This is a genomic window from Acidiferrobacter thiooxydans, assembly GCF_003333315.1.
Taxonomy (GTDB): domain Bacteria; phylum Pseudomonadota; class Gammaproteobacteria; order Acidiferrobacterales; family Acidiferrobacteraceae; genus Acidiferrobacter; species Acidiferrobacter thiooxydans.
In genome coordinates this window covers 1,146,921-1,171,134 of the sequence record NZ_PSYR01000002.1, presented here as the reverse complement: position 1 = coordinate 1,171,134, position 24,214 = coordinate 1,146,921, and the positions used below count along the sequence as shown (strand labels likewise).

The following is a 24,214-nucleotide window of genomic DNA, read 5'->3' as shown; positions in this document are numbered from 1 at the left end:
GTCTGCCGATACCCATCCCGGGGGCGTATCATAAAGCCGGTGGGCCCGCCGACGGCGTGCCCTGATGGCCAGCATGGGACAATGGGACGGCGACATGGATATCGCAATCATAGGTGCAAATGGCTCCATAGGGCGGCAGATTGCCATACGCATCATCATGGAAAGACTCCTTGGCGCCACGGACCGGTTGCAGCTCGTGGGCCGACGTGATGGACGTAGCGCCGCGGCGCTTTATGGCTTTTGCCAAGACCTGAAAGACGCCTTTTCCGAAAACTGTCCGTTGCTCGATGTAGCCCTGGAGCCGGAGGATGTGGTGGCCGACATCGTCATCATGGCGGCCGGCGCGACCATCCATTCCGATCAGGACACGAAGGCGGCCATGCCGAGCCGCGATGACCTGGCGATCGTCAATCGCGCGCTCGCTATCCGTTATGCCGACGCCCTGTGCCGTTATGGCCATGGACATGAGATCGTGGTCGTGGTTACGAATCCGGTGGAGTTTCTGGTAGACATCTTCTCGGCGCGCTATGACCGTAAGCGGGTCATCGGCATAGGGGCCTATCAGGACAGCCTGCGTTTTCGGCGTGAAGTGGCGCGCTCCATCAATGTCTCCCGGCAGGCGGTGCGCGCCATGGCGATAGGCGAGCACGGGGATGGCCTGGTGCCCTTGTGGAGCAGTGTCATCGTTCAGGGATTTTCCGACAGTGAGACGCGCCGGGCGATTCATGCCGTGCGTGGCGGGCGTGTCAGCACGGACTATCCCGGTTCGGTCGGTGCGGCGCGCGCGCAGGTCATCCAGATCGTCCGAGAAGGCCGCATACGCGAGGCCTTTGCCCTCTTCGATACCCTGGCCCCGGATGTCCGGGTCGTAATCGGGCCCTTCCTGACGCTTTTTTCCGGGGCCAAGACCGACGTCGCGACCGCGAACGCGACTGTCGATCTCGTGTGCACCATTGTCGGTGGCCGCGACAGCGTGGTGGCTGCACAGGTGCAGTTGCGTGGCGAGTTCGAGGGGGTGCATACCTCCATCGGCGTGCCGATCATCGTCAATACCAAGGGTTGGGAATCGGCCTATCCGCTCTCCATGACGGATGGCGAACGCCAGCTGTTCCTGGCGGCGGCGGTGCGCGTGCAGGAGAAGATTCAGACATGGACGAGGATTTGAACGACGGTGTTGAGCGTCACGAGCTACGCCTGCGCGTAGTCAACCAGCCCGGGACCCTGCATGTCATTTCGGCGATCTTCTCGACGCGCGGCCTGTCTATCGATGCGATTCAGATCCCTCCGGCCGCCCCCGACTCGGGGACCATGGACATCACCCTCCGCTTCCAGGCCGAACCCGCGCGCCGGATCGCGATCGTACGTATGCTCTCTCGACTGGAGTGTGTGATCGCAATCGCCTGATGGGTTCCAGAACCGCTCAAGGTGTCGTCGCGCGCGCCTGATAGCGTGCATGGAGGGTACGCACACCCTCCGCCAAGGCTTGCAGCGATCCGGCGTTTTCGAGGATATCGTCCGCGAGCGCGCGCCGCACGGCGGGCGATGCCTGGATGGCCAGCAGCCGCTCTATACTGATCGCATCGAGCCCCCGCTCCTGCAGCCTGCGCCGCTGTACCGAAGGCTCGGCGTCGATGACGAGGACGCGATCGATCCACGGGGGGCGCCCGGTCTCGGCAAGCAGCGGGATCACGAGCACGGCATAGGGCCGCGCGCCTCTGGACCTGCCCCTCATGAGTTCCTGGATCGGGGGATGCAGGATGGCCTCCAGGGTCTTACGTGCGCGGGGGTCGGAGAACACGCGCTCACGCAGTCGCGGGCGCAAGATGCGTCCCTCGCTATCGGCGATCTGGTCGTCCCCGAAGGCCGTGCGCACGGCGGCATTGGCGGCTTGCCCCGGCTCCAGAAGTTCATGGGCGATCTGATCGGCATCTACGACCACCGCACCGCATTCGGCGAAGACCTGCGCGGCGGCCGACTTGCCGGCACCTGCGCCGCCGGTCAGCGCAACACGGTAACTAGCCATGGACGCTGCGCAGGTACAGGGTCGTGAGCGGCCAGCCATAGAAGAGGGCAAGCCAGATGGCGGCACACAGAAACGGACCGAAGGGCATGGGGGTGGCGCGTGTCTGGCGCCCGCTCACGATCAACGCGCCCCCGTAGAGGGCGCCGGTCAGGGAGGCGAACAGCAGCACGAGCGGCAGCATCGGCCAGCCAAGCCACGCCCCGCCGAGGGCAAACAGCTTGAAGTCGCCGCGGCCCATGCCTTCCTTGCCGGTGATCAGACGGAATATATGAAAGACCAGCCAGAGAAACACATAGGCACCGGCAGCGCCAACGACCGCCGAGTCGAGCGATGCATAAAGGCCGGCGCGATTGACGAGCAGTCCGAGCCAGAGGAACGGCAGGGTGATGGTGTCGGGCAAGATCTGCTCGCGCATGTCGATGAAGGTCAATGCGATGAGTGCGGCGGTGAGCGCAAAGGCGAACCCGCCACGTGGCGTCATCCCAAAGTGCGCGACAGATACGATGGCGGCGAGCGTCGTCAGGACCTCTATCAGGATGTATTGGCGCGGGATGGGTGCCCGGCAATGGCGGCAGCGTCCGCGCAGCAGCAGGTATCCAAAGAGCGGGATGTTGTCCCGGATCTTGAGGGGCGCATGGCATTGCGGACAGTGGGACGCGGGCCAGGCGATGTTGAAGGTCTCGGCGACGTCGGTCGCCGGCAGCGCCAGGGCCTCGCGACAGTCGCGTTCCCACTCGCGCTTGAGGATGATCGGCAGGCGATAGACGAGCATGCTGAGAAAGCTTCCAATAACAGCGCCCGTGACGGCCACGAACAGATAGCCTGCGACAGGGTCGGAGGCGAGCGGGATACCATTCATGGGTGGCGCACCGCCCTTGCTCGGTAAGCGCATGCGGCGCGCCACTTTTTAACCGCCGGACCGGCCTTTGGAGACACCGTACTTCCTATATTACCGTGAGGCCGCATGGATGAGTCTCCGTGAAGCGGGAATCGCGATCGTAAGGCCAGAAATCCCCTGGTCTTCAGGGGGAGGATGTCGACGAACGGTTACCGCGCATGGCCCGGGGCGCGCCGGCAATCCCTGAGTCCGCTTCAGACATGCCGGGTCATGGGTGGCCCGTGTCTTGTCATTCGTTGGTCACGCGCTCCACTTCCTCGAGGCTCGTGATGCCGTCGCGCACCTTTTTCAGGCCCGATTGACGCAGGTCCGAGACCCCGTCTTTTTGCGCCTGCTCGGCGATGTCATTGGCGTTGCCGCCGTTCATGATGATCTGGCCGATCGCCGGGCTTACCGGCATGACCTGATAGATGCCGACGCGCCCCTTGTAGCCGCCGTTGCATTGGTCGCAGCCCCCTGGGCCGAAGATCTTCAGGCCGAGGATGTCTTCCGCGCGAAAGCCCGCCCGGCGCAGGACTGGTTCCGGGAGTTCCAGGGGTTTGCGACAGTGCACGCACAGTCGCCGCGCCAGGCGCTGGGCGATGATGAGATTGACCGCCGAGGCGATATTGAAGGGGGGCACGCCCATGTTCACGAGCCGCCCGAGGGTCTGGGGCGCATCATTCGTATGCAAAGTCGAGATCACCATATGTCCGGTCTGCGCGGCCTTGATCGCGATCTCTGCGGTCTCGAGATCGCGGATCTCGCCGACCATGATGATATCGGGGTCCTGGCGCAGAAAGGCGCGCAGTGCGGTGGCGAAGGTCAGCTTGGCGCGTTCGTTGATGTTGACCTGATTGATGCCGGCAAGATTGATCTCGACCGGGTCTTCGGCGGTCGAAATATTGCGATCCGGGGTGTTTAGGATATTGAGTGCGGTATACAGGGTTACGGTCTTGCCGCTGCCGGTCGGTCCGGTGACAAGGACCATGCCATAGGGCCGCTCGATTGCCTCCAGGTAGATGGCCTTCTGGTCGGACTCGAACCCGAGCTTGTCGACGCCCAGCGAGGCCGATGCCGGATCGAGCAGACGCATCACGACCTTTTCGCCAAACAGCGTCGGCAGGGTACTCACCCGGAAATCGATCGCGCGCGTCTTTGATACACGGATCTTCATGCGTCCGTCCTGCGGAATGCGGCGCTCGGATATGTCGAGTCGCGCCAGAATTTTGACGCGCGCGGCGATGCGCGCCGCGAGCGCGATCGGCGGGGCGGCGACCTCCTGCAAGACACCGTCGGTCCGGAACCGGACCCGGTAAGTCCGCTCGTAGGGCTCTATGTGGATGTCCGAGGCCCCACGGTTGATGGCGTCGAGCAGGATCTTGTTGACGAAGCGGACGATGGGCTTGTCATTGATGTCACTTTCGGCGACGGCATCGGCGGGTTCGGCGCCGTCCCCGCCCGCATCGATGCCCTCCAGGGATTCGCTTACCGCCATGTCGGCCAGTGAATCGCCGGGGTCGCTGAGATTGCGGTCTATGAGTTGTCCGAGCTTACCTTCTTCGACGAGCAGGGGCTCGGGGAGCAGTCCTGTGTTGAACTTGATCTCGTCTAAGGCCGTCAGATTGGTGGGATCGGCCACGGCCACGAACAGGCGATTCCCGCGCTTGAAGATCGGCAGCACGCGGTGGCGCCTTATGAGTTTGGCGTCGACGAGCTTGATCGGAAAGGTCTCGCTGTCGAAGGCGCTGATGTCAAGTAGCGGGATACCGAATTCCTCGGAGGCGGCCTTGGCGATGGTCAGGGCGTCGAGCTTCTTGCTCTCCACGAGCCGCGTCACGAATGAGACCTTATTGGTCTGCGATTCGGCATTCAGGCGCTCGACCTCAGCCGGCGTCAACAGCTGGTCGCGCACGAGGCGCGCCGCAAGCCCTGTCAACAACACGCCGTCATTTACCATCGGATGGACTGTCGCCATGGATACAGATTCGACCTTGCCCGGTATCATATGGAGATGGCTATCTATAGTAGTCAACTTGGCGTACTTAGCCAGTCCTGTTTATCGGACCGGCCGCCCTTGACCGGACGCCTGGTATAATTTAGACTAATTCTAAATCCACACCCACACGGAGTACGACGATGAACCTGAAAGGTACCAAAACCCACGATAATCTCAAGGCCGCGTTCGCCGGCGAGTCGCAGGCCAACCGCCGCTATCTCTATTTCGCCGCCAAGGCCGACGTTGAGGGCTACAATGACGTATCGGCGGTGTTTCGTTCCACCGCAGAAGGGGAAACGGGTCATGCCCACGGCCATCTCGAGTACATGGAGGCGGTCGGCGATCCGGCCACCGATCTGCCGATCGGCAGCACCGCCAACAACCTGAAGGCGGCCATTGCCGGCGAGACCCACGAGTACACGGACATGTATCCGGGTATGGCCAAGACCGCGCGTAGCGAGGGTTTCGACGAGATCGCTGACTGGTTCGAGACGCTCGCCAAGGCCGAGCGCTCGCACGCCAACCGGTTCCAAAAGGCGCTCGACGGCCTCGGTAAGTAGGCCCTTACAATAGGCTATGCGCGAAGCGGGCCGGCATTGTCGGCCCGTCTTCTTTCTGGGAGGAGGAGGGAGATGGAAAAAGAATCGGACAAGGCCGTGGTCAATCGTGAGGGGAATCTCGAGGCCCCGACACGCCACCCCATTGCCTGGCGTGATCCGCTCTTTACCGATCCCACCGCCCTCGACGCCGAATTGACCCGGGTTTTTGATATCTGTCACGGTTGCCGCCGATGCTTCAATCTCTGTCAGGCGTTCCCTACGCTCTTTGACCTCATAGACAACTCCGCGGACATGGAGATTAAGGGCGTCGACCATGCCGATTACGCAAAGGTCGTCGATCAGTGTTATCTGTGCGACATGTGCTACATGACGAAATGTCCGTACGTGCCGCCGCATCCCTGGAATGTGGATTTTCCGCACCTCATGCTGCGCGCCAAGACCGCGAAGTTCCGCGCGGGTAAGACGCGCCTGCGCGATCGTGTCCTGACCAGCACCGATGCGGTCGGGAGACTCGCGGGTATCCCGGTTGTCGCGCAGGTGGTCAACGCCGCCAACCGCAACGGTGCAGCGCGCGCCCTGTTGCAGTCCGCGCTCGGTGTGGACGCGCGCGCGCGGCTGCCGGCCTATCACAGCCGCACCTTCCATAAGAGCTGGCAATCCGCGTCCTTGACCCCCGAACCGACCCCCGAGACGCGGGGGCGCGTGATCGTTTTCGCGACATGCTTTGGCAACTACAACGAACCCGACCTTGTCACCGATCTCGCGCGCGTGCTGGAGCACAATGGGATCGGCGTGCACCTCTACGCCTCGGAACGGTGTTGCGGCATGCCGAAGCTCGAGGTGGGCGACCTCGAAGGCGTCGCCGCCCTGAAGGAGGCGAACATCGCGGGGCTTGCCGCGTTGGTCGACGAGGGCTACGATATCGTTGCGCCGGTGCCGTCTTGCGTGCTCATGTTCAAGCAGGAGCTCCCGCTTCTGTTTCCCGACGACGCGGCGGTGGCCAAGGTCCAAAAGGCCATGTTCGATCCCTTCGAGTACCTGCTCCTGCGCCACAAGGCCGGACGCATGAGGACGGATTTTCCCAATCCGCTCGGCAAGATCGCCTATCATGTCCCCTGCCATCAGCGTGTGCAGAACATCGGTCTAAAGACCCGCGATCTCCTCATGATGGTCCCGGGGACTACGATCGAAGTGATAGAGCGCTGTTCGGGGCATGACGGGACCTACGGCGTGAAGACGGAATTCTACGAGGACGCGGTCAAGATCGGACGCCCGGTGGTGACGCGCATCCGCGCGGCCGGCGCGGATCACTTCATGAGTGATTGCCCGATAGCCGGCCACCACCTCGCTCAGGGCCTAGGCGCGCAGGCCGCGCCGGTCTCGCGTTACGCGCTGCTGCGCCGTGCTTACGGCATCGATTGAGGAATATCCACCCAAGGCAAGGAGAGCAAAGGTATGGCACACGAAGACTTGCATGAAACGGCATCGGAGCTTACGGAAGCGACCCGCGAGATGCACAGGGCGATCATTTCGCTCATGGAGGAATTGGAGGCCATCGACTGGTATCAGCAGCGGGTGGATGCCTGTCGGGATGCGGAGCTGCGCGGGGTCCTAGCCCACAACCGCGACGAGGAGAAGGAGCATGCGGCCATGGCACTCGAGTGGATCCGACGTCATGATCCGGTATTCGATCGCGAGTTGCGCAAGTACCTCTTCAAGGACGGCAGCATCGTCGCCAAGGAGCATGGCTAAACCGGCTGAACGCGAGGGTTTTATGCAGACATTGACACGCAAAGACCTGATGTCTCTCGAGAAATACGCCGAGGAGCGGCCGGCATTCCGGGCGCGCGTCATGGCCCACAAGCGCGACCGGCAGGTGGCCATAGGGGCGCACGCCACCTTGTATTTCGAAGACCGTCTCACGATCCAGTATCAGATCCAGGAGATGCTGCGCATCGAGAAGATCTTCGAGGCCCGCGACATCGAGGAGGAGCTGAACGCCTATAACCCGCTCATCCCCGACGGCGCCAACTGGAAGGCGACCTTCATGCTCGAATATGAGGATGTGGCTGAGCGGCGCACGGCGCTCGCGCGGTTGTCGGGCGTGGCGACGCGCGTCTATGTCCGGGTCGCCGATCGGCCGCGGGTCTACGCGCTGGCCGACGAGGACATGGGGCGCGAGAACGACGACAAGACCTCATCTGTGCATTTTCTGCGCTTCGATCTGACGCCGGAGCTTGTCGCCGCCGCGCGCGGCGGGGCGATGATCGCCTGCGGCATAGATCACCCCGCCTATCAGGGCGAGACTATCCTGATGGAGGCACAGCGTACAGCGCTGCTCGCCGATCTCGCCTGATGGCGCGCTATGACGCGTCCGACATCGAGGTCCTGACAGGCCTTGAGCCGGTCCGGCGCCGTCCGGGCATGTATACGCAGACCGATCGGCCCCATCATCTCGCGCAGGAGGTCATCGACAATGCCGTCGACGAGGCCATCAGCGGGCATGCGCACAGGATCGTGGTCACCTTGCATAAGGACGATTCGCTTACGGTGGAGGACGACGGGCGCGGGATGCCAGTCGACATCCACCCGGAGGAGGGGGTGAGCGGCGTGGAGGTGATCCTCACGCGCCTGCACGCGGGCGGCAAGTTCTCGGGAAAGAACTACACGTATTCGGGGGGGCTGCACGGCGTCGGGGTATCGGTGGTCAATGCCCTCTCCGAGCGCCTCGAGGTCGCGGTCAAGCGTGCCGGCAAGCTCTATCGCATGACCTTCGCGCACGGCGACAAGGTCGACGAGTTGGCGGTGGTGGGCCCGGTCGCGCGCAAGGATACCGGCACCACGATCCGTTTCTGGCCGGAGGCCCGGTATTTCGATAGCGCCAAATTCCTGCCTGCGCGCCTAAAGCACCTGCTGAAGGCCAAGGCGGTGTTGTGCCCGGGTCTGCGCGTGACATTCCGTTCGGAGCAGGATCCCGGCGATGACGCCGAGTGGTATTACGAGGAGGGGCTTGGCCAATATCTGATGGAGGCCCTTGATGACCGTCCGGCGATGCCCGCCGCGCCGTTCATCGGGGCAACGGCCGGCGGTGGCGAGCAGGTGGAGTGGGCGGTGGTGTGGCAGGGCGAGGACGGCCCGACGCCGATTCGCGAAAGCTATGTGAATCTCATCCCCACCCCGCAGGAAGGCACCCATGTGAATGGTTTTCGGGTAGGGCTTACCGACGCGTTGCGGGAGTTCTGTGAGTTTCGCAGCCTTCTGCCGCGCGGCCTCAGGCTTGCCGGCGAGGATGTGTGGGAGAAGATCGCGTTCGTCTTGTCCGCGAAATTGCAGGAGCCGCAGTTTTCCGGTCAGACCAAGGAGCGGCTCACCTCGCGCGAGGCGGCATCGTTCGTGGCGGGGGTGGTGAAGGACAGTTTTGCGCTGTGGTTGAACGCGCATGTCGCCGAGGGCACGGAGATCGCGAGAATCGCCATCGAGTGCGCGCAGGCCCGGGAGCGACGCGCCAAGAGGGTCGAGCGCAAGAAGGCGGTCAACGGGCCGGCGTTGCCGGGGAAGCTCGCGGATTGCACGAGCCAGGATCTGGCGCGCACCGAACTCTTTCTGGTCGAGGGGGATTCCGCGGGGGGGTCCGCGAAGCAGGCGCGTGACCGTACCTTCCAGGCCATCATGCCCTTGCGCGGCAAGATCCTGAATACCTGGGAGGTGGATTCGGGAGAGATCCTTGCCTCCCAGGAGGTCCATGACATCGCCGTCGCCCTGGGCGTCGATCCGGGGGTCGATTCCCTTGAGGGACTGCGCTACGGAAAGGTGTGCATCCTGGCCGATGCCGACTCCGACGGCGCGCATATCGCCACCTTGCTGTGCGCGCTGTTCGTGCGCCACTTCCGTCCCCTGGTCGCCGCCGGGCGGGTGCATGTGGCCATGCCGCCGCTCTACCGGATCGACGCCGGCAAGGATGTCTACTACGCCCTGGACGATAAGGAAAAGCAAGGAATCCTCGACAAGATTGCCGCCGGCCGCACGCGCGTGAAGCCCAATGTGCAGCGGTTCAAGGGGCTGGGCGAGATGAATCCGGTGCAGTTGCGCGAGACGACCATGAACCCCGATACGCGCCGGCTTGTGCGGCTGTTGCTGGCCGACGGCGATGGTACCGATACCTCGTTTGACATGCTGCTCGGCAAGAAGCGCGCGGCCGACCGCAGGCGGTGGCTCGAGACCAGCGGTAACAAGGCGGAGGTGGCGTAATGGCGCAGACCGAACTCCTGAGCGAGCACATGCCGGTCGTGGCGTTCACCGAGAAGGCCTACCTCGACTACTCGATGTACGTCATCCTGGATCGCGCCCTGCCCCATATCGGCGATGGCTTGAAGCCTGTGCAGCGGCGCATCATCTATGCGATGTCCGAGCTCGCGCTCGCCGCCGGTGCCAAATTCAAGAAGTCGGCGCGCACCGTCGGCGATTGCCTCGGCAAGTTCCATCCCCACGGCGATACCGCCTGCTATGAGGCCATGGTGCTCATGGCCCAGCCCTTCAGTTACCGCTATCCGCTCGTGGATGGCCAGGGCAACTGGGGGTCACCGGACGACCCCAAGTCGTTCGCGGCGATGCGCTATACGGAGGCGCGCCTGTCGCGGTTCGCCGAGATGCTGCTAGCCGAGCTCGGTCAGGGTACTGTCGACTGGGTACCGAATTTCGATGGCACGCTGGAGGAGCCGCGCGTCCTGCCCGCGCGCCTGCCGCATGTCCTGCTAAACGGCGCCGCCGGTATCGCCGTCGGCATGGCCACCGATATCCCGCCGCACAATGCGCGCGAGATTGCCGCGGCCTGTGTACGGCTTTTGGAGGATCCCAAGGCATCTGTCGAGGCGCTTTGCGAGCATGTGCTGGGACCTGATTACCCGACCGGCGCCGAGATCGTGACGCCACGCGAAGACATCGTCGCCTTCTATCGGAGCGGGAGCGGTTCCGTGCGTGCCCGTGCCGTCTGGGAGCAGGAAGATGGCGCCATCGTCGTCACCGCCTTGCCCTACCAGGCGTCGGGGTCCCGCATACTGGAACAGATCGCCGAGCAGATGCGCAACAAGAAGTTGCCGATGGTGGAGGATTTGCGCGATGAATCCGACCACGAGAATCCGACCCGGCTGGTCATCGTTCCGCGCTCGAATCGCGTGGATGTCGAGGCGCTCATGGGTCATCTGTTTGCGACCACGGATCTTGAGAAGAGCTATCGCGTCAATCTGAACCTCATAGGGTCGGACGGGCGGCCGCGCGTCTATGGCCTGCGGGAACTGCTCTCGGAGTGGCTCGCATTCCGTGTGGACACGGTCCGCAAAAGGCTCGTCTTTCGCCTCGATAAGATCAACGAGCGCCTGCACATCCTCGAGGGATTACTCACGATCTTCGACCACCTCGACGAGGTCATACGTCTCATTCGCACTGAGGACGAGCCCCGTGAGGCGCTCATGACACGGTTCTCCCTGAGCGAGCGCCAGGCCGACGCAGTTCTCGAGATACGCCTGCGTCAGCTCGCGAGACTCGAGGAGATCAAGCTCAAAGAGGAGCGTGACCGGCTGTCTCAGGAGCGCGCCGGCCTAGAGCGCCTGCTCGGCTCGCAGGCGCGATTGAGGCGTTTCGTGAAAGATGAGATCGTGCGCGACGCCAAGGACTATGGTGACGAACGCCGTTCGCCGCTGCGGGAGCGGCCTGTGGCACGTCCGATCGCGCTGGGTGATCTGGCCGCCGAACCCGTGACCGTGGTGCTCTCGGCCAATGGCTGGGTACGTCAGGCGCGCGGCCACGAGATCGATGGCGCGGCGCTGTCGTATCGCACGGGTGACAGCTTCCGTCAGGCGGCGCGCGGCCGCAGCACACAACCGGCGATCTTTCTCGACAGCGCCGGACGCAGTTATGCGGTGCTCGCGCACAAGCTGCCCTCGGCGCGGGGCTTTGGGGAGCCGCTGTCAAAGACCTTGGAGCCGGGGGCCGGGGTGACGTTCCAGGGCGTGTTGATGGGTGAGGACAGCGACGAGGCGCTGTTGGTGGCCGACAGCGGTCAGGGTTTCAAGGTCCCTCTCGCCGATCTTCAGACACGCGCCAAGGCCGGCAAGGCGGTCGTGCGGCTCGAGGCCGGGGCATCGCTTCTGAGGCCCGTGCTGGTGGCGAGGGGCGGCTGGGTGGCATGCGCCACGGCAAGCCACCTGTTGGTGCTGGCCGAGGCCGATCTTCCGGTGATGCCCAAGGGCCGTGGCGTGAGGCTTCTGGACGCACATGGGGAGAAGGTGATCGCCGTGGCCTCGGGCACTGCCGCGCAGTCGCTCGTGCTGATAGGGGCGCGTCGGTCGCTCACGCTTACCCCCGCCGATCGGCGCCGTTTCCAGGGGGCGCGCGCGACGCGTGGCAAGGCCCTGCCGGAGGCCGCGCGCGGGCTGATCGATCTGTCTTGCACGCCGTGACCCGCTGGGCGCTCGGTGTCGAGTACGACGGCGCGCGGTTTTGCGGCTGGCAGAGTCAGGTCGGTGTCGCGACCGTGCAGGATACCCTCGAGCAGGCGCTCGCAAAGGTGGCCTGCACGCCGATACGGGTAGTCGCCGCCGGCAGGACCGACACCGGGGTGCATGCGCTGGGCCAGGTGGTGCATTTCGACAGCGATGCCGAGCGCCGCCCCGAGGCCTTCGTGCGTGGCACCAATGCCCACCTCGGCTGCGACGTCGCGGTGTTGTGGGCGCGCGTGGTGCCCGACGACTTCCACGCCCGGTTCTCGGCGCGCGCCCGCCGCTACCGCTACGTCTGGTTGAACCGGCGGGCACGCCCGGCCTTGTTTCGCGATCAGCTGAGTTTCGATTATCGGCCGCTCGATGCCGCGCGCATGGAGGCGGCCGCCGCGGCGCTGATCGGCCGCCACGATTTCAGCGCGTTTCGGGCTGCGCAGTGCCAGGCCAAAACCCCCGTGCGCACCGTTCATTCCCTGACCATCGAGCGCCGCGGGCCGCTTGTCGTCATGGTGATCTGCGCCGACGCCTTTCTCCACCACATGGTCCGCAACATCGCCGGTGTGCTGGCGGCGATCGGCGCGGGCGAGCGTCCGGTGGCATGGGCGGCCGAGGTGCTGGCCGCCCGCGAGCGGGCCATGGCCGGCATTACTGCCCCCCGCACGGCCTCTATCTCGAGGCCGTCGAGTACCCCGAACGCTACGACATCCCCGTGTCCCGGGGCGCGGTCGGCGCGGGGCTGCCCCTGAACGGCTGAGCCTCGGCCCCGGTCGTGGGGCGACCAGGGGCCAGGGTGAGGGATGAGGTAATGACCGCCGTGACCGCGGGCCTGACCGTAGGGCCCGTGGTCACGCTCGATCGGGCTATATATTCTTGCGCATATATATAGAATATGGAATATAATAGGCGCATGACCACCGAGGACGACCTTTTTCCGGTATTGAGCCACGCCGTCCGGCGGCGTCTCCTTGTGCTGCTCGAGGCCGTGGGAGAGCTTTGCGTGTGCGACCTTACGGCGGCCTTGGGTCTGCCACAGGCGGTTGTCTCACGCCAGCTTGCGGTGATGCGCACGGCCGGACTGGTGGCCGTGCGCAAGCGCGGCACCTGGGTGTACTACCGGCGCCATCCCGACCTTGCGCCGTGGGTGGCGGCCGTCATCGTTGCCCTACGTAAGGCCCCGGGCGCGGGCGCATTGGTCGACGATGTACGGCGCCTGGAGGTGCGGCGGCAGTCCGGGCCGAGCGGCTGCGACACCGGCGATCGCTAAACCGGCCCATGGCTGAAGTCGCAGGCTCGTTCGCGAGAATACGATCCCCAGGGTATCCCGTGGGGGGCGTTTCGCACGAGGAGTGAGGCGTAGGCATTCTGCGATGCCCGTGTGCGCCACACCGGTTGCGTCCCGGGCGGGGTTGGCCCGCCGCGACCGGCTAGCGGTGCGTACGGGAAATAGCGGGCGACTGGGCTGAGTGGGGAGGGGTAGAGATGGTATTGGCAGTCGCGGTTTTTATATTCACACTCTTTTTGGTGATCGTACAGCCCAAGGGGCTTGGTATCGGCTGGGGTGCGACGCTCGGCGCGCTCGTGGCCTTGGTGCTCGGCGTTGTGCACGTCCAGAACATTCCCACGGTGTGGGGCATCGTCTGGAACGCGACATTGACCTTTGTGGGGCTCATCATTATCTCGCTTTTGCTAGACGAGGCCGGCTTCTTTCACTGGGCGGCCTTGCATATGGCGCGTGCCGGGGGCGGGAACGGCCGTAGGCTCTTTCCCCTCATCATTCTCTTAGGGGCCCTGGTCGCCGCGTTCTTCGCCAATGACGGCGCGGCGCTCATATTGACGCCCATCGTGCTTGCCATGCTCGTGGCCCTTGGGTTTTCCCCGGTGGCGGCACTGGCGTTCGTGATGGGCACGGGTTTCATCGCCGACACCACCTCGCTGCCGTTTGTGATCTCCAATCTCGTCAATATCGTCTCGGCCGACTTCTTCGATATCCCATTTCGGCGCTACGCCATGGTCATGGCGCCGGTGGACGTGGTGGCCGGCCTTACGACATTCGCCATGCTCTGGATTTACTATAGGCGCGACATTCCGCGGGACTACGACCTGGGGCGGCTCGAGGACCCGGTAGCTGCGATCAAGGACCCGCTGCTCTTTCGCCTGTCGTGGCCGGTGCTCGTCTTGCTGCTCGTCAGCTATTTCCTGGCCGGGCGTCTGCAGGTCCCGGTATCGCTGCTTACGGGACTTGCGGCATTCATCCTTTTGCTGGTTGCGGCGCGTGTTTGGCGGGCGGGGCGGGGGGCCGTGGTGCCGGTCGCGCGTGTGCTGCGCGAGGCCCCTTGGCAGATCGTCGTGTTCAGTCTCGGTATGTACCTCGTCGTCTATGGTCTGCGCGATGCCGGGCTTACGATGTGGCTCGCGCGGCTGTTTCAAGGGTTAGCGGCCCATGGACTCATGACGGCGACCATAGGGACGGGGTTTGTGAGCGCCTTCCTGTCGGCGATCATGAACAATATGCCGACCGTGCTCGTAGGGTCTCTTGCCGTCCATGATGTCGTGGCCATTGCGCCCGCCACCCGTGAGGCAATGATCTACGCCAACGTGATCGGCTGCGATATTGGGCCGAAGTTCACGCCGCTCGGGAGTCTTGCCACGCTGCTCTGGTTGCATGTACTGGCGCGCAAGGGACAGACCATTTCGTGGCGGACCTATATGCGTGCCGGGCTCATCATGACGCCGGTGGTGCTGCTGACGACACTGGCGGCGCTCGCGCTCTGGCTGCGCGCCCTGGGGCCCGGGTGATCCGAGAGTGGGGTAATGTGTTGCTATAGGGTGGCGGTGGCGTGGTCGGCAAGCCGCGAGCGCTCACCCCGCTCCAGCGTGACATGCCCCCCGTGCGCCCACCCTTTGAAGCGATCCACCACATAGGTAAGGCCGGAGGTCGTTTCGGTCAGATAGGGGCTGTCGATCTGCGCGATATTCCCAAGGCATACGACCTTGCTGCCGGGTCCCGCGCGGGTGATGAGCGTCTTCATTTGGCGGGCACTCAGATTCTGCGCCTCGTCGATGATGATGAACTTGCGCAGAAATGTGCGGCCGCGCATGAAGTTCAGGCTTTTGACGCGGATTCGTGCGCGAATCAGGTCACCGGCCGCCGCGCGCGCCCATTGTGACCGGCCATGGCCGTGGGCCTCGCCTTGGTTCAGGATGTCGAGGTTGTCCTCCAGGGCCCCCATCCAGGGGGTCATTTTCTCCTCTTCGGTCCCGGGCAGGAAGCCGATATCCTCGCCCACCGGGATAGTGACGCGGGTCATGATGATCTCGGTGTAACGCTGCTGCTCTATGGTCTGTTCAAGACCGGCGGCCAGCGCAAGCAGGGTCTTGCCGGTCCCGGCGTGGCCGAGCAGTGTTACGAGGTCGATGTCCGGATCCATCAGCAGGTTTAAGGCGAAGTTCTGCTCACGGTTGCGCGCCCGCACCCCCCACACCGCGCGTTCCTCTTTCGTGTAATCGAGCACGGCCTCCAGGCGCGCGTACCCAACACCGGTCTCACGGACGACGGTATCGGGCAGCGAGGCCTCGTCCCCGGGCAGAAACTGGCCCACAAACCAGCCCGCCGGGGCAGTGCCGCGGATCTCGAAGGCCGGACGTTGCGACTCTCCGCCGGCAAGCGGCTCGAGCACGTCCGCGGATGTGAGATGCAGCGTGCCGATGCCCCGGTACAGAAGGTCGGCATCGTCCAGAACCTGCTCGCTGGTATAGTCCTCGGCCCTAAGGCCCAGGGCGCGTGCCTTGATGCGCAGATTGATGTCCTTGCTGACGAGCACCGCCTCACGGCCCGGGTGGTCGCAGGCGAGTTGGCGCGTTATGGCCAGCAATTCGCCACCGACCCCGCGTGCCGGCGGCGCCTTGGCGTGGTCCCGAGGCGCCGCCCCGAGCGGAATGAAAAGGCGTCCGCCAGCGGCGCCCTCGGCATGCGGTAGTGGCGCTCCGGCGGCCAGATCAGCGGGTGCCGCCACCAGGGTTTCATCGAGAAAGCGACTGGCCTGGCGGGCATTGCGGGCGATCTCCGAGCTGCCCTGCTTATGGGCATCTAGTTCCTCGAGCACCGCGACCGGGACGTAGACGTCATGTTCCTCGAACCGGTACAAGGCCGCCGGATCGTGCATCAGCACGCTGGCGTCGAGAACGAACAGCTTGCGATGCCCGGTCATTACTGCGCAACGATCTCGCGCAGGTCCCGCAATACCGCGAGCACGTGACCGTCGACTTTGACCTTGCGATATTCCCGGCGCAAGACCCCATGCTCATCTATAATAAAAGTACTTCTTTCGATCCCCATGGATTTTTTTCCGTAGAGGTTCTTTTCCTTGATCACATCAAACGCGCGGCATAGCTCCTCGTCGATGTCGGCAATGAGGTCGAACGGAAAGCACTGCTTGGTCTTGAAGGACTCATGGGACTTGATGTCGTCACGTGATACACCCAGGATGACCGTGTTCAGGTTTTCGAACTCCTCGTAGTGATCGCGGAAATCCTGTCCCTCGGTCGTGCAGCCGGGGGTGTTGTCTTTCGGATAGAAATACAAAACCACGTTACGGCCGCGCAGCTCCGACAGTCGAAAGCTTTGCTCATCCGTCGCTTGCACCACGAGATCGGGGATACGTCCGCCGACTTCGATTTTACTCATTTCGCGTCCACTCTCCGATGATTGTTCTTAAGGGGCCGGGCAGGTCCGGTCGCCGGGCCGCGCCAACGATCGGTCCCGTCCGGGCGTTCCCCGGACAACGGCCCGTGCTGGCCCGCAACCCTCCGGCGGGCCCGCGGACGCCGCTTACGTTAGGGTCGCCACCGCCGATAGTATTCAGTATCTCGCCATCGCCTACAAGACGAAAGGCGGGCTCGGTCAAGGTGGATGTGCCGTACCGGAAATAATCATAAAATGCAAATAGTTGAGGTAGTAGGCTCCCCAACCCCGGGCATCCCGGTATCGATCGCGGGATGGGGTCGGCGCAATTCATCGGCAAAGTCCTAGGGGCGCGCCCAGTCCGCCCCGTGGAGCGCCATGAGGAAGGATGCTATCAAGCGCGCATGGTACAACACCGCGATCTGGGGCGGCCCAATGTCATCCGCTGGCGCCTCGCGGCAGGCCTTCTCACACCCTGCCAGAGACCCGCACAATTCATCGCCGAAGCGAGGCGCGCACTCCGCTTCCCACCCGCCTGGTCTTAGACCGCTTGCGGATGACGAAAACGCGCGCATCGGGGCCTCCTTCGGATCTTGAGGGCCCATGTACAGCGCGGGCTTGGTGATCGCGCGGGGCCCACGATGGTATCGCGCTTTGCGGGAGGGGACGCCGTTCAGTACAATAGGCGCGGGGCGGAGGCGGTACCGGACCATCCAAAAAACCTCCCTCATACAGACCGGGCCGCAGTCGAAGCAACGAGCAACGGGTGTCACTTGGACCCGGCGTGTTGCCGCGTCCGGTCGCGGCCGCCTCTGCCCCATGTCCCTGGCATCCGCTCGCTCTTAATGAATCGAACGCTGATCATTGAGGAGGAGTTTTGTGGTCACAGGGTTGAAGCGCAAGAACGGGCGTGTGCCGTCGCAGGGTTCGGGGCGTGCGCGATCGCGGACGCGGGTCTCTCAAGACGAGGATGACGACCTTCAGCGCCTGCTCGTTGGCCTCCAGCGACTGCATGATGGCGATTTCAGCGTGCGATTGCGATTGCGGGAGGGTCGTCGTGCCCAGCAAATCGCCCGGATCTTCAATTCACTGGCCCGCCATAATCAGCGTTTGACCCGGGAATTCGGGCGGGTAGCGAATCTTGTCGGCCGCCAGGGCCGTATCGCCGAGCGCACCTCGCTCAAGGGGATGCAGGGCGCATGGGCGACCATGATCGAGGCCCAAAATAGCGCCGTCGACGACCTAGTGCACACGATACTCGAGATCTCGCGCGTGATCCGTGCGGTCGCCAATGGCGATCTGTCCCAATCCGTCCCCTTCGATGTCGCCGGCCGGCCGGTGAAGGGCGATCTGATACGTGTCGGACGGGCGGTCAACACCATGGTCGACCAGCTGCGCTCGTTCGCTGCCGAGGTCACGCGCGTGGCCAAGGAGGTGGGCATCGAGGGCAAGCTTGGCGGTCAGGCGCGCGTGAAGGGCGTGTCCGGCACCTGGAAGGACCTCACGGAGAATGTGAATCAGCTGGCCGGCAACCTCACCTCGCAGGTGCGCAACATCGCGCTCGTGACCACGGCGGTGGCCAACGGCGACCTCTCGCAGAAGATCACAGTCGATGCCCGCGGCGAGATCCTGGAGTTAAAGAGCACCATCAACACCATGGTCGACCAGCTGCGCTCGTTCGCCGCCGAGGTCACGCGCGTGGCCAAGGAGGTGGGCATCGACGGCAAGCTCGGCGGCCAAGCCAAGGTCCCAGGGGTGGCGGGGACCTGGAAGGACCTCACGGACAACGTGAACCAGCTGACCGGTAACCTCACCTCGCAGGTGCGTAACATCGCGCTCGTGACCACCGCGGTCGCCAAGGGCGACCTCTCGCAGAAGATCACAGTCGATGCCCGCGGCGAGATCCTGGAGCTGAAAGACACCATCAACACCATGGTCGACCAGCTGCGCTCGTTCGCTGCCGAGGTCACGCGCGTGGCCAAGGAGGTGGGCATCGAGGGCAAGCTTGGCGGTCAGGCGCGCGTGAAGGGCGTGTCCGGCACCTGGAAGGACCTCACGGAGAATGTGAATCAGCTGGCCGGCAACCTCACCTCGCAGGTGCGCAACATCGCCGAGGTCTCCACGGCGGTGGCCAACGGCGACCTCTCGCAGAAGATCACAGTCGATGCCCGCGGCGAGATCCTGGAGTTAAAGAGCACCATCAACACCATGGTCGACCAGCTGCGCTCGTTCGCCGCCGAGGTCACGCGCGTGGCCAAGGAGGTGGGCATCGACGGCAAGCTCGGCGGCCAAGCCAAGGTCCCAGGGGTGGCGGGGACCTGGAAGGACCTCACGGACAACGTGAACGGGCTCGCCGGCAACCTCACCTCGCAGGTGCGCAACATCGCCGAGGTCTCCACGGCGGTGGCCAACGGCGACCTCTCGCAGAAGATCACAGTCGATGCCCGCGGCGAGATCCTGGAGTTAAAGAGCACCATCAACACCATGGTCGACCAGCTGCGCTCGTTCGCTGCCGAGGTCACGCGCGTGGCCAAGGAGGTGGGCATCGAGGGCAAGCTTGGCGGTCAGGCGCGCGTGAAGGGCGTGTCCGGCACCTGGAAGGACCTCACGGAGAATGTGAATCAGCTGGCCGGCAACCTCACCTCGCAGGTGCGCAACATCGCGCTCGTGACCACGGCGGTGGCCAACGGCGACCTCTCGCAGAAGATCACAGTCGATGCCCGCGGCGAGATCCTGGAGTTAAAGAGCACCATCAACACCATGGTCGACCAGCTGCGCTCGTTCGCCGCCGAGGTCACGCGCGTGGCCAAGGAGGTGGGCATCGACGGCAAGCTCGGCGGCCAGGCCAAGGTCCCAGGGGTGGCGGGGACCTGGAAGGACCTCACGGAGAATGTGAATCAGCTGGCGGGCAACCTGACCTCGCAGGTGCGCGCGATCGCCGAGGTCTCCACGGCCGTGACCAAGGGCGACCTGACCCGCTCCATCACCGTGGAGGCCGAAGGCGAGGTCCTTGCGCTCAAAGACAACATCAACCAGATGATCAAGAACCTAAAGGAGACTACTGAGAAAAACATGGAACAAGATTGGCTTAAGACCAATCTTGCGCGTTTCTCGGCTATGATGCAGGGCCAGAAGAACCTGTCGGCGGTCTCGCGGCTGATCATGAGCGAACTCACGCCCTTGGTATCGGCGCAGCATGGCGCCTTTTATACCGTCAATGTCGAGGAAAACCGCCTGGACCTCATTGCCTCCTACGCATACAACAAAAGCGCGACGGTGCCGACGAGCTTTGAATTTGGCGAGGGTATCGTCGGCCAGTGTGCCCTCGAAAAAAAGCCGATCAGTCTTGGCACGGTGCCGGACGACTATATTCGCATCGCCTCGGGCCTTGGCTACGCCGGTCCGGCCAACATTTTAGTGCTCCCGGTGTTGTTCGAGGGCGATGTGCTCGCCGTCATAGAGCTTGCCTCCTTCCAGTCATTCAATTCCATCCATCGCGTGTTCCTCGATCAGCTCATGGTGAGCGTGGGTGTCGTGCTTAACATCATAGGTGCGTCCATGCGTACGGAGGAGCTTCTCCAGGAGCTCCAGAACTCCAACGGGGAGCTCGAGGCCCAGGCCAAGGAGCTCGAAGAGAAGGCGACGCTGCTCGAGATCAAGAACCAGGAAGTCGAGATGGCAAGCCTATCCCTTGAGGAGAAGGCCGAGCAGTTGGCCATGATCTCGAAATACAAATCCGAGTTCCTGGCCAACATGTCGCATGAGCTGCGTACGCCCTTGAACAGTCTCCTTATCATGGCCAAGCTTCTTGCCGAGAATCGCGAGTCGAACCTAAACAGCAAGCAGGTTCAGTTCGCGAATACTATTTATGCGTCCGGGCGGGATCTTCTGAACCTCATAAACGAGATTCTCGATCTATCGAAGGTCGAGGCCGGCAAGATGGGCATAGTCGCGAGCGACACCAAGGTGACGGATCTCATAGATTATGTGGTGCGCGATTTCCGGGCGATTTCCCAGCAGAAGGATATCGTCTTTGCCATAAAGACCGCAGACGACCTGCCGGAATCGCTTTTTACCGACGGTCAGCGCTTACAGCAAGTCCTGAAAAATCTCCTGTCGAATGCCTTCAAGTTCACTGAAAAGGGCGCTATCACGCTCGAGGCGTGCCGCTACCATGGCAGCCGGACGGTGTTTCAGGCCGAAGCATTGCGCGAGTCGGCGGTGGTGGTGGCGTTCACGGTTCGCGATACCGGCATAGGCATCGCCGATAACAAGCAGCGGCTCATTTTTGAGGCCTTTCAGCAGGTCGATGCCACCACCAGTCGCAAGTATGGAGGCACGGGGCTTGGTCTTACCATAAGCCGTGAGATCTCGCGGCTTCTAGGGGGCGAGATCCATCTACGCAGTATCGAGGGTGAGGGCAGCGAGTTTACGCTCTATATGCCCCAGATCTATGTGGGGCAGGAGATCGAAGACGAGGGCAGTCAAGGGCAGGTGGCGACGCTTGGTGACGCCGTCGACATGGAGTCTGAAGGCGACTTCGAGAGCAACGACGCCATCATGTTTTCGGGACAGAAGGTTTTGGTGGTCGACGATGACGTGCGCAACATATTCGCGATCTCCAGTGTCCTTGAAAATCACAAGCTGAATGTGCTGTTTGCAGAGAGCGGTGGCGCCGCCATCGAGATACTCGAGGAAAACGATGATATTGACGTCGTGCTCATGGATATCATGATGCCCGACATGGACGGTTACGAGACCACGCAGGCGATACGGCGCCTAGAGCGGTACAAGGGTCTTCCCATCATAGCGCTCACCGCCAAGGCTATGAAGGGCGACCGGGAAAAGTCGCTCGAAGCAGGCCTTTCCGACTATATAACAAAACCTGTCGACACGACGGCGCTTCTGCATATGGTCAAGCGCTGGTTGAAGACCCGGGCCGCTGAGGCGGTGTCGTAAGGGGGAGTCGTGGACGGGGACGAAAAGATCAAGATCCTGGTCGTCGACGATCGCCCGGAAAACCTGACGGCGCTATCGGAGACGCTCGACGACCCGGATTGCGAGGTGATTACGGCGCTATCGGGAGAGCAGGCCTTGAAGGAGGTGCTGCGCGCGGAATTCGCGGTGATCCTTCTGGATGTCCAGATGCCGGGCCTAGATGGGTTCGAGACCGCAAGTCTCATACGTAAGCGGCGCAAGTCCCGTTCCATTCCGATCATATTCGTGACCGCGATCAACAAAGAGGATCAGTACGTCTACAAGGGCTATACGCTCGGTGCCGTCGATTACCTGTTCAAGCCATTTGATATCGATATTCTGCGCTCAAAGGTCGCGGTATTCGTCGAGTTGTTCCGCAAAAACCGGCAGATCAAGGCGCAGGCGCGCCTCATCCAGGAGAGCGAACGACGTGAACGCGCGCGACAGGTGGCCGAGGTCCAGAGGCGCGGTGAGCGCCGTTACCAGAATCTGGCGGACCTCGTTCCGCAGCTCGTGTGGATCGTAACCCGTGATCTGCGCTTCGAGTATGTGAATCAGCGGACGCTTAGCTACTTTCAACTCGATGGCGAGCGTATAGCAGGGCTTATTCTCGAGGAAGTCGTGCATCATGAGGACCTCGACGGCAAGAAGGGCGCGTGGCGAGAGGCCCTGCTGGCCGGCGCCGAGCTGTCCGTGGAGGTGCGCCTGCGACGCGGTCGGGACGGGGGCTTTCGTTGGCACCTCGTGCACATTCAGCCGGAACACGATGCGCGCGGGCGGGTGCGCGCTTGGCTTGGCGTAGCGACGGATATCGACGATCAAAGGCGCGTGGCGGAGGCCTTGGCGGCGGAAAAGGAGCGGCTTTCGGTCACCTTGCGGTCCATAGGTGATGGCGTCATCACGACCGATACCGCCGGCCGCGTGGTGCTGTTGAATCGCGCCGCCGAACAGCTCACCGGCTGGACGCAGGAGGAGGCCGCAGGTCGACCGTTGGCGGAGGTCTTCGTGGTGCGCGAGGTGCCGTATGTTCGGGAGGCCGTGAACATGGACGGCGCGGCCGCCACGGGTGGCGGACCGGATCACCAGGCGGTCCTGATCGGGCGCGACCGGCGCGAATGGGCGGTGGCCACCGGTATCGCGCCGATTCGCGACGCCAATGGTCAGGTGCAGGGTACAGCCGTGGTGTTTCGGGACGTGACTGATGCGCAGCGCCTCGAGGAGGAGCGCCAGAAGGCCAGTAAGCTCGAGTCCGTGGGCCTTTTGGCGGGGGCCATCGCTCATGATTTCAACAACATTCTTACCGCCATCATGGGCAATATATCGCTTGCCAAGCTTTATACCTCCGCGGGAGAACAGGTCTTCGACCGCCTGGAAGAGGCGGAGCGCGCGGCGTTATGGGCCAAGGATCTGACGCAGCAGCTCCTCACCTTCTCCAAAGGGGGCGCGCCGGTCAAGAGGCCGATCGAGATCGGCTCCGTGGTGCGCGATTCCGCGGAGTTCGCCTCGCGCGGCTCGAATATCCTGTGTGAGGTGTCGGTGAACGCGCACATCATAGTCGAGGCCGACGAAGGGCAGATCCGCCAGGTCGTGCACAATCTCGTCTTGAACGCCCAGCAGGCCATGCCGGAGGGCGGGCGGGTATGGGTGTCGATCGACGAGGTGCGGCGCGTGGCCTGTGACGGATACGGGCTTGCGCCCGGGCGCTACGCCGAGGTCGTGTGCCGCGATGAGGGTGTGGGGATCACTAAGGAGAATCAGGCGCGTATTTTCGATCCCTATTTCACCACCAAGCTGAAGGGCAGCGGGCTCGGACTTGCGACCAGCTACTCCATTGTCCGCAAACATAACGGCATCATCACCGTGGAGTCGGAGCCCGGCCAGGGGGCGGCATTCCGCATCCTGCTGCCGGCGTCCGACATGAGACTGCCATCGCTGGTCGACCCGGTTGGGCGCGTGCGTCGCGGACATGGACGCATCCTGATCATGGATGACGAAAGCTTCATCCGCGACGTCCTGGGCCGGCTGTTTACGCATTTCGGCTATGAAGTCGGCTATGCAAAGGATGGGGCGGAGGCCTTGGCCGCCTATAAGCACGCCATCGAGGAGGGCCGCCCCTATCATGTCGTCATCATGGACCTCGTGATCCCCGGCGGTATGGGGGGGCGGGAGGCCGTGCGCAAGCTTCTGGAGTTCGATCCCAAGGCCCGGGCCATTGTTTCGAGTGGTTACTCGAACGACCCGATCATGGCCAATTACCGCCACTACGGATTCTGTGAAGCGGTCTCGAAGCCCTATCGCAATGAGGAATTGCGCACGATCGTGCAAAAGGTTCTAGCGCCCTAGCTCGGCCCCTGCGGCGCGCGCCCGCAAAGGCGCGAGGCGGGCGCCGACATTCCCACCGTGACGCCATGGGACTCGGAGCGCTCAGCCGTTCTCGATGGGGCACGGATCATGACTATCCGCGAGCGCCTGTCGCGGGGAGTTGTCTGACAGGTGGCCCGGATTCCCATACGGGAATTCCCAGCGCCACCGGATGTTCCGGGCTTCATGGCCTCACGTTGGCAATGGCTGGGCGCGCAGCCCTTCCCTTGCTTGCCAACGGT

At 63.3% G+C, this 24,214-nt stretch carries 17 protein-coding genes and 1 pseudogene; 13 read left to right on the top strand and 5 right to left on the bottom strand.

Going from position 1 to position 24,214, the window contains the following annotated elements:
• Positions 1-94: 94 nt before the first annotated feature.
• On the top strand, positions 95-1,165 hold the full coding sequence (locus C4900_RS12665; RefSeq protein WP_114283530.1) for a malate dehydrogenase: 1,071 nt from the start codon (positions 95-97) through the stop codon (positions 1,163-1,165).
• Positions 1,150-1,404 carry an ACT domain-containing protein gene (locus tag C4900_RS12660; protein WP_065968817.1) on the top strand — a complete coding sequence of 85 codons (255 nt, stop codon included), beginning with the start codon at positions 1,150-1,152 and terminating at the stop codon, positions 1,402-1,404. The genes C4900_RS12665 and C4900_RS12660 overlap by 16 nt, the downstream gene beginning before the upstream one ends.
• A gap of 16 nt (positions 1,405-1,420) precedes the next feature.
• On the opposite strand, the gene coaE is transcribed toward C4900_RS12660, so the two are convergent.
• The 3 genes from coaE to pilB form a co-directional block, all read right to left on the bottom strand.
• A complete protein-coding gene (coaE, locus tag C4900_RS12655; protein WP_065968816.1) occupies positions 1,421-2,023 on the bottom strand; it encodes a dephospho-CoA kinase in 603 nt (200 codons plus the stop codon).
• On the bottom strand, positions 2,016-2,915 hold the full coding sequence (locus C4900_RS12650) for a prepilin peptidase (protein WP_083995602.1): 900 nt from the start codon (positions 2,913-2,915) through the stop codon (positions 2,016-2,018). The genes coaE and C4900_RS12650 overlap by 8 nt, the downstream gene beginning before the upstream one ends.
• Positions 2,916-3,150: 235 nt before the next feature.
• Positions 3,151-4,878 carry a type IV-A pilus assembly ATPase PilB gene (gene pilB / locus C4900_RS12645; protein WP_233431985.1) on the bottom strand — a complete coding sequence of 576 codons (1,728 nt, stop codon included), beginning with the start codon at positions 4,876-4,878 and terminating at the stop codon, positions 3,151-3,153.
• A 161-nt stretch (positions 4,879-5,039) separates the two neighbouring features.
• Between pilB and C4900_RS12640 the strand changes: the two genes are divergently transcribed.
• The 9 genes and pseudogenes from C4900_RS12640 (at position 5,040) to C4900_RS12600 (ending at position 14,749) form a co-directional block, all read left to right on the top strand.
• Entirely contained in the window at positions 5,040-5,459 is a 420-nt protein-coding gene (locus C4900_RS12640; protein ID WP_110136173.1) for a rubrerythrin family protein, read from the top strand.
• Between the two features lie 72 nt (positions 5,460-5,531).
• Positions 5,532-6,881: a heterodisulfide reductase-related iron-sulfur binding cluster gene (locus tag C4900_RS12635; protein WP_114283195.1), complete on the top strand. Its 1,350-nt coding sequence runs from the start codon at positions 5,532-5,534 to the stop codon at positions 6,879-6,881.
• A gap of 33 nt (positions 6,882-6,914) precedes the next feature.
• Positions 6,915-7,211 (top strand): encapsulin-associated ferritin-like protein, encoded by a 297-nt coding sequence (locus C4900_RS12630; protein WP_065971306.1) that lies wholly within the window; start codon positions 6,915-6,917, stop codon positions 7,209-7,211.
• A gap of 22 nt (positions 7,212-7,233) precedes the next feature.
• Positions 7,234-7,815 (top strand): DUF3501 family protein, encoded by a 582-nt coding sequence (locus C4900_RS12625; RefSeq protein WP_114283194.1) that lies wholly within the window; start codon positions 7,234-7,236, stop codon positions 7,813-7,815.
• Positions 7,815-9,707: a DNA topoisomerase IV subunit B gene (gene parE / locus C4900_RS12620; protein WP_325048174.1), complete on the top strand. Its 1,893-nt coding sequence runs from the start codon at positions 7,815-7,817 to the stop codon at positions 9,705-9,707. Before C4900_RS12625 ends, parE begins: the two co-directional genes overlap by 1 nt.
• The gene (gene parC / locus C4900_RS12615; RefSeq protein ID WP_114283192.1) at positions 9,707-11,914 is read left to right on the top strand and encodes a DNA topoisomerase IV subunit A; all 2,208 of its coding nucleotides are present in this window, start codon (positions 9,707-9,709) and stop codon (positions 11,912-11,914) included. The genes parE and parC overlap by 1 nt, the downstream gene beginning before the upstream one ends.
• Positions 11,902-12,707 (top strand): annotated as a pseudogene (gene truA / locus C4900_RS12610) (tRNA pseudouridine(38-40) synthase TruA). The gene parC and the pseudogene truA overlap by 13 nt, the downstream one beginning before the upstream one ends.
• Before the next feature lie 153 nt (positions 12,708-12,860).
• Complete coding sequence (locus C4900_RS12605; protein ID WP_065971309.1) at positions 12,861-13,217, top strand: ArsR/SmtB family transcription factor; 357 nt, start codon at positions 12,861-12,863, stop codon at positions 13,215-13,217.
• 215 nt (positions 13,218-13,432) lie between these two features.
• Positions 13,433-14,749: an arsenic transporter gene (locus tag C4900_RS12600; RefSeq protein ID WP_065971301.1), complete on the top strand. Its 1,317-nt coding sequence runs from the start codon at positions 13,433-13,435 to the stop codon at positions 14,747-14,749.
• A gap of 23 nt (positions 14,750-14,772) precedes the next feature.
• Here C4900_RS12600 and C4900_RS12595 read toward each other — a convergent pair whose 3' ends face one another.
• The gene (locus tag C4900_RS12595) at positions 14,773-16,161 is read right to left on the bottom strand and encodes a PhoH family protein (protein WP_065971300.1); all 1,389 of its coding nucleotides are present in this window, start codon (positions 16,159-16,161) and stop codon (positions 14,773-14,775) included.
• Entirely contained in the window at positions 16,161-16,637 is a 477-nt protein-coding gene (locus C4900_RS12590) for a peroxiredoxin (RefSeq protein WP_065971299.1), read from the bottom strand. Before C4900_RS12590 ends, C4900_RS12595 begins: the two co-directional genes overlap by 1 nt.
• Before the next feature lie 909 nt (positions 16,638-17,546).
• On the opposite strand from C4900_RS12590, the gene C4900_RS12580 reads away from it, so the two are divergent.
• Positions 17,547-21,593 carry a HAMP domain-containing protein gene (locus C4900_RS12580; RefSeq protein ID WP_114283527.1) on the top strand — a complete coding sequence of 1,349 codons (4,047 nt, stop codon included), beginning with the start codon at positions 17,547-17,549 and terminating at the stop codon, positions 21,591-21,593.
• A gap of 9 nt (positions 21,594-21,602) precedes the next feature.
• Complete coding sequence (locus C4900_RS12575) at positions 21,603-23,954, top strand: hybrid sensor histidine kinase/response regulator (RefSeq protein ID WP_065970859.1); 2,352 nt, start codon at positions 21,603-21,605, stop codon at positions 23,952-23,954.
• Positions 23,955-24,214: the final 260 nt, after the last annotated feature.

Bases quoted from the DNA above. Each gene is read 5' to 3' on its own strand.
- coaE (WP_065968816.1), bottom strand. From the start codon at position 2,023: ATGGCTAGTTACCGTGTTGCGCTGACCGGCGGCGCAGGTGCCGGCAAG.
- pilB (WP_233431985.1), bottom strand. From the start codon at position 4,878: ATGGCGACAGTCCATCCGATGGTAAATGACGGCGTGTTGTTGACAGGG.
- C4900_RS12665 (WP_114283530.1), top strand. From the start codon at position 95: ATGGATATCGCAATCATAGGTGCAAATGGCTCCATAGGGCGGCAGATT.
- C4900_RS12600 (WP_065971301.1), top strand. From the start codon at position 13,433: ATGGTATTGGCAGTCGCGGTTTTTATATTCACACTCTTTTTGGTGATC.
- parE (WP_325048174.1), top strand. From the start codon at position 7,815: ATGGCGCGCTATGACGCGTCCGACATCGAGGTCCTGACAGGCCTTGAG.
- C4900_RS12660 (WP_065968817.1), top strand. From the start codon at position 1,150: ATGGACGAGGATTTGAACGACGGTGTTGAGCGTCACGAGCTACGCCTG.
- C4900_RS12605 (WP_065971309.1), top strand. From the start codon at position 12,861: ATGACCACCGAGGACGACCTTTTTCCGGTATTGAGCCACGCCGTCCGG.
- C4900_RS12625 (WP_114283194.1), top strand. From the start codon at position 7,234: ATGCAGACATTGACACGCAAAGACCTGATGTCTCTCGAGAAATACGCC.
- C4900_RS12590 (WP_065971299.1), bottom strand. From the start codon at position 16,637: ATGAGTAAAATCGAAGTCGGCGGACGTATCCCCGATCTCGTGGTGCAA.
- C4900_RS12635 (WP_114283195.1), top strand. From the start codon at position 5,532: ATGGAAAAAGAATCGGACAAGGCCGTGGTCAATCGTGAGGGGAATCTC.
- C4900_RS12630 (WP_065971306.1), top strand. From the start codon at position 6,915: ATGGCACACGAAGACTTGCATGAAACGGCATCGGAGCTTACGGAAGCG.
- parC (WP_114283192.1), top strand. From the start codon at position 9,707: ATGGCGCAGACCGAACTCCTGAGCGAGCACATGCCGGTCGTGGCGTTC.
- C4900_RS12650 (WP_083995602.1), bottom strand. From the start codon at position 2,915: ATGCGCTTACCGAGCAAGGGCGGTGCGCCACCCATGAATGGTATCCCG.
- C4900_RS12640 (WP_110136173.1), top strand. From the start codon at position 5,040: ATGAACCTGAAAGGTACCAAAACCCACGATAATCTCAAGGCCGCGTTC.
- C4900_RS12595 (WP_065971300.1), bottom strand. From the start codon at position 16,161: ATGACCGGGCATCGCAAGCTGTTCGTTCTCGACGCCAGCGTGCTGATG.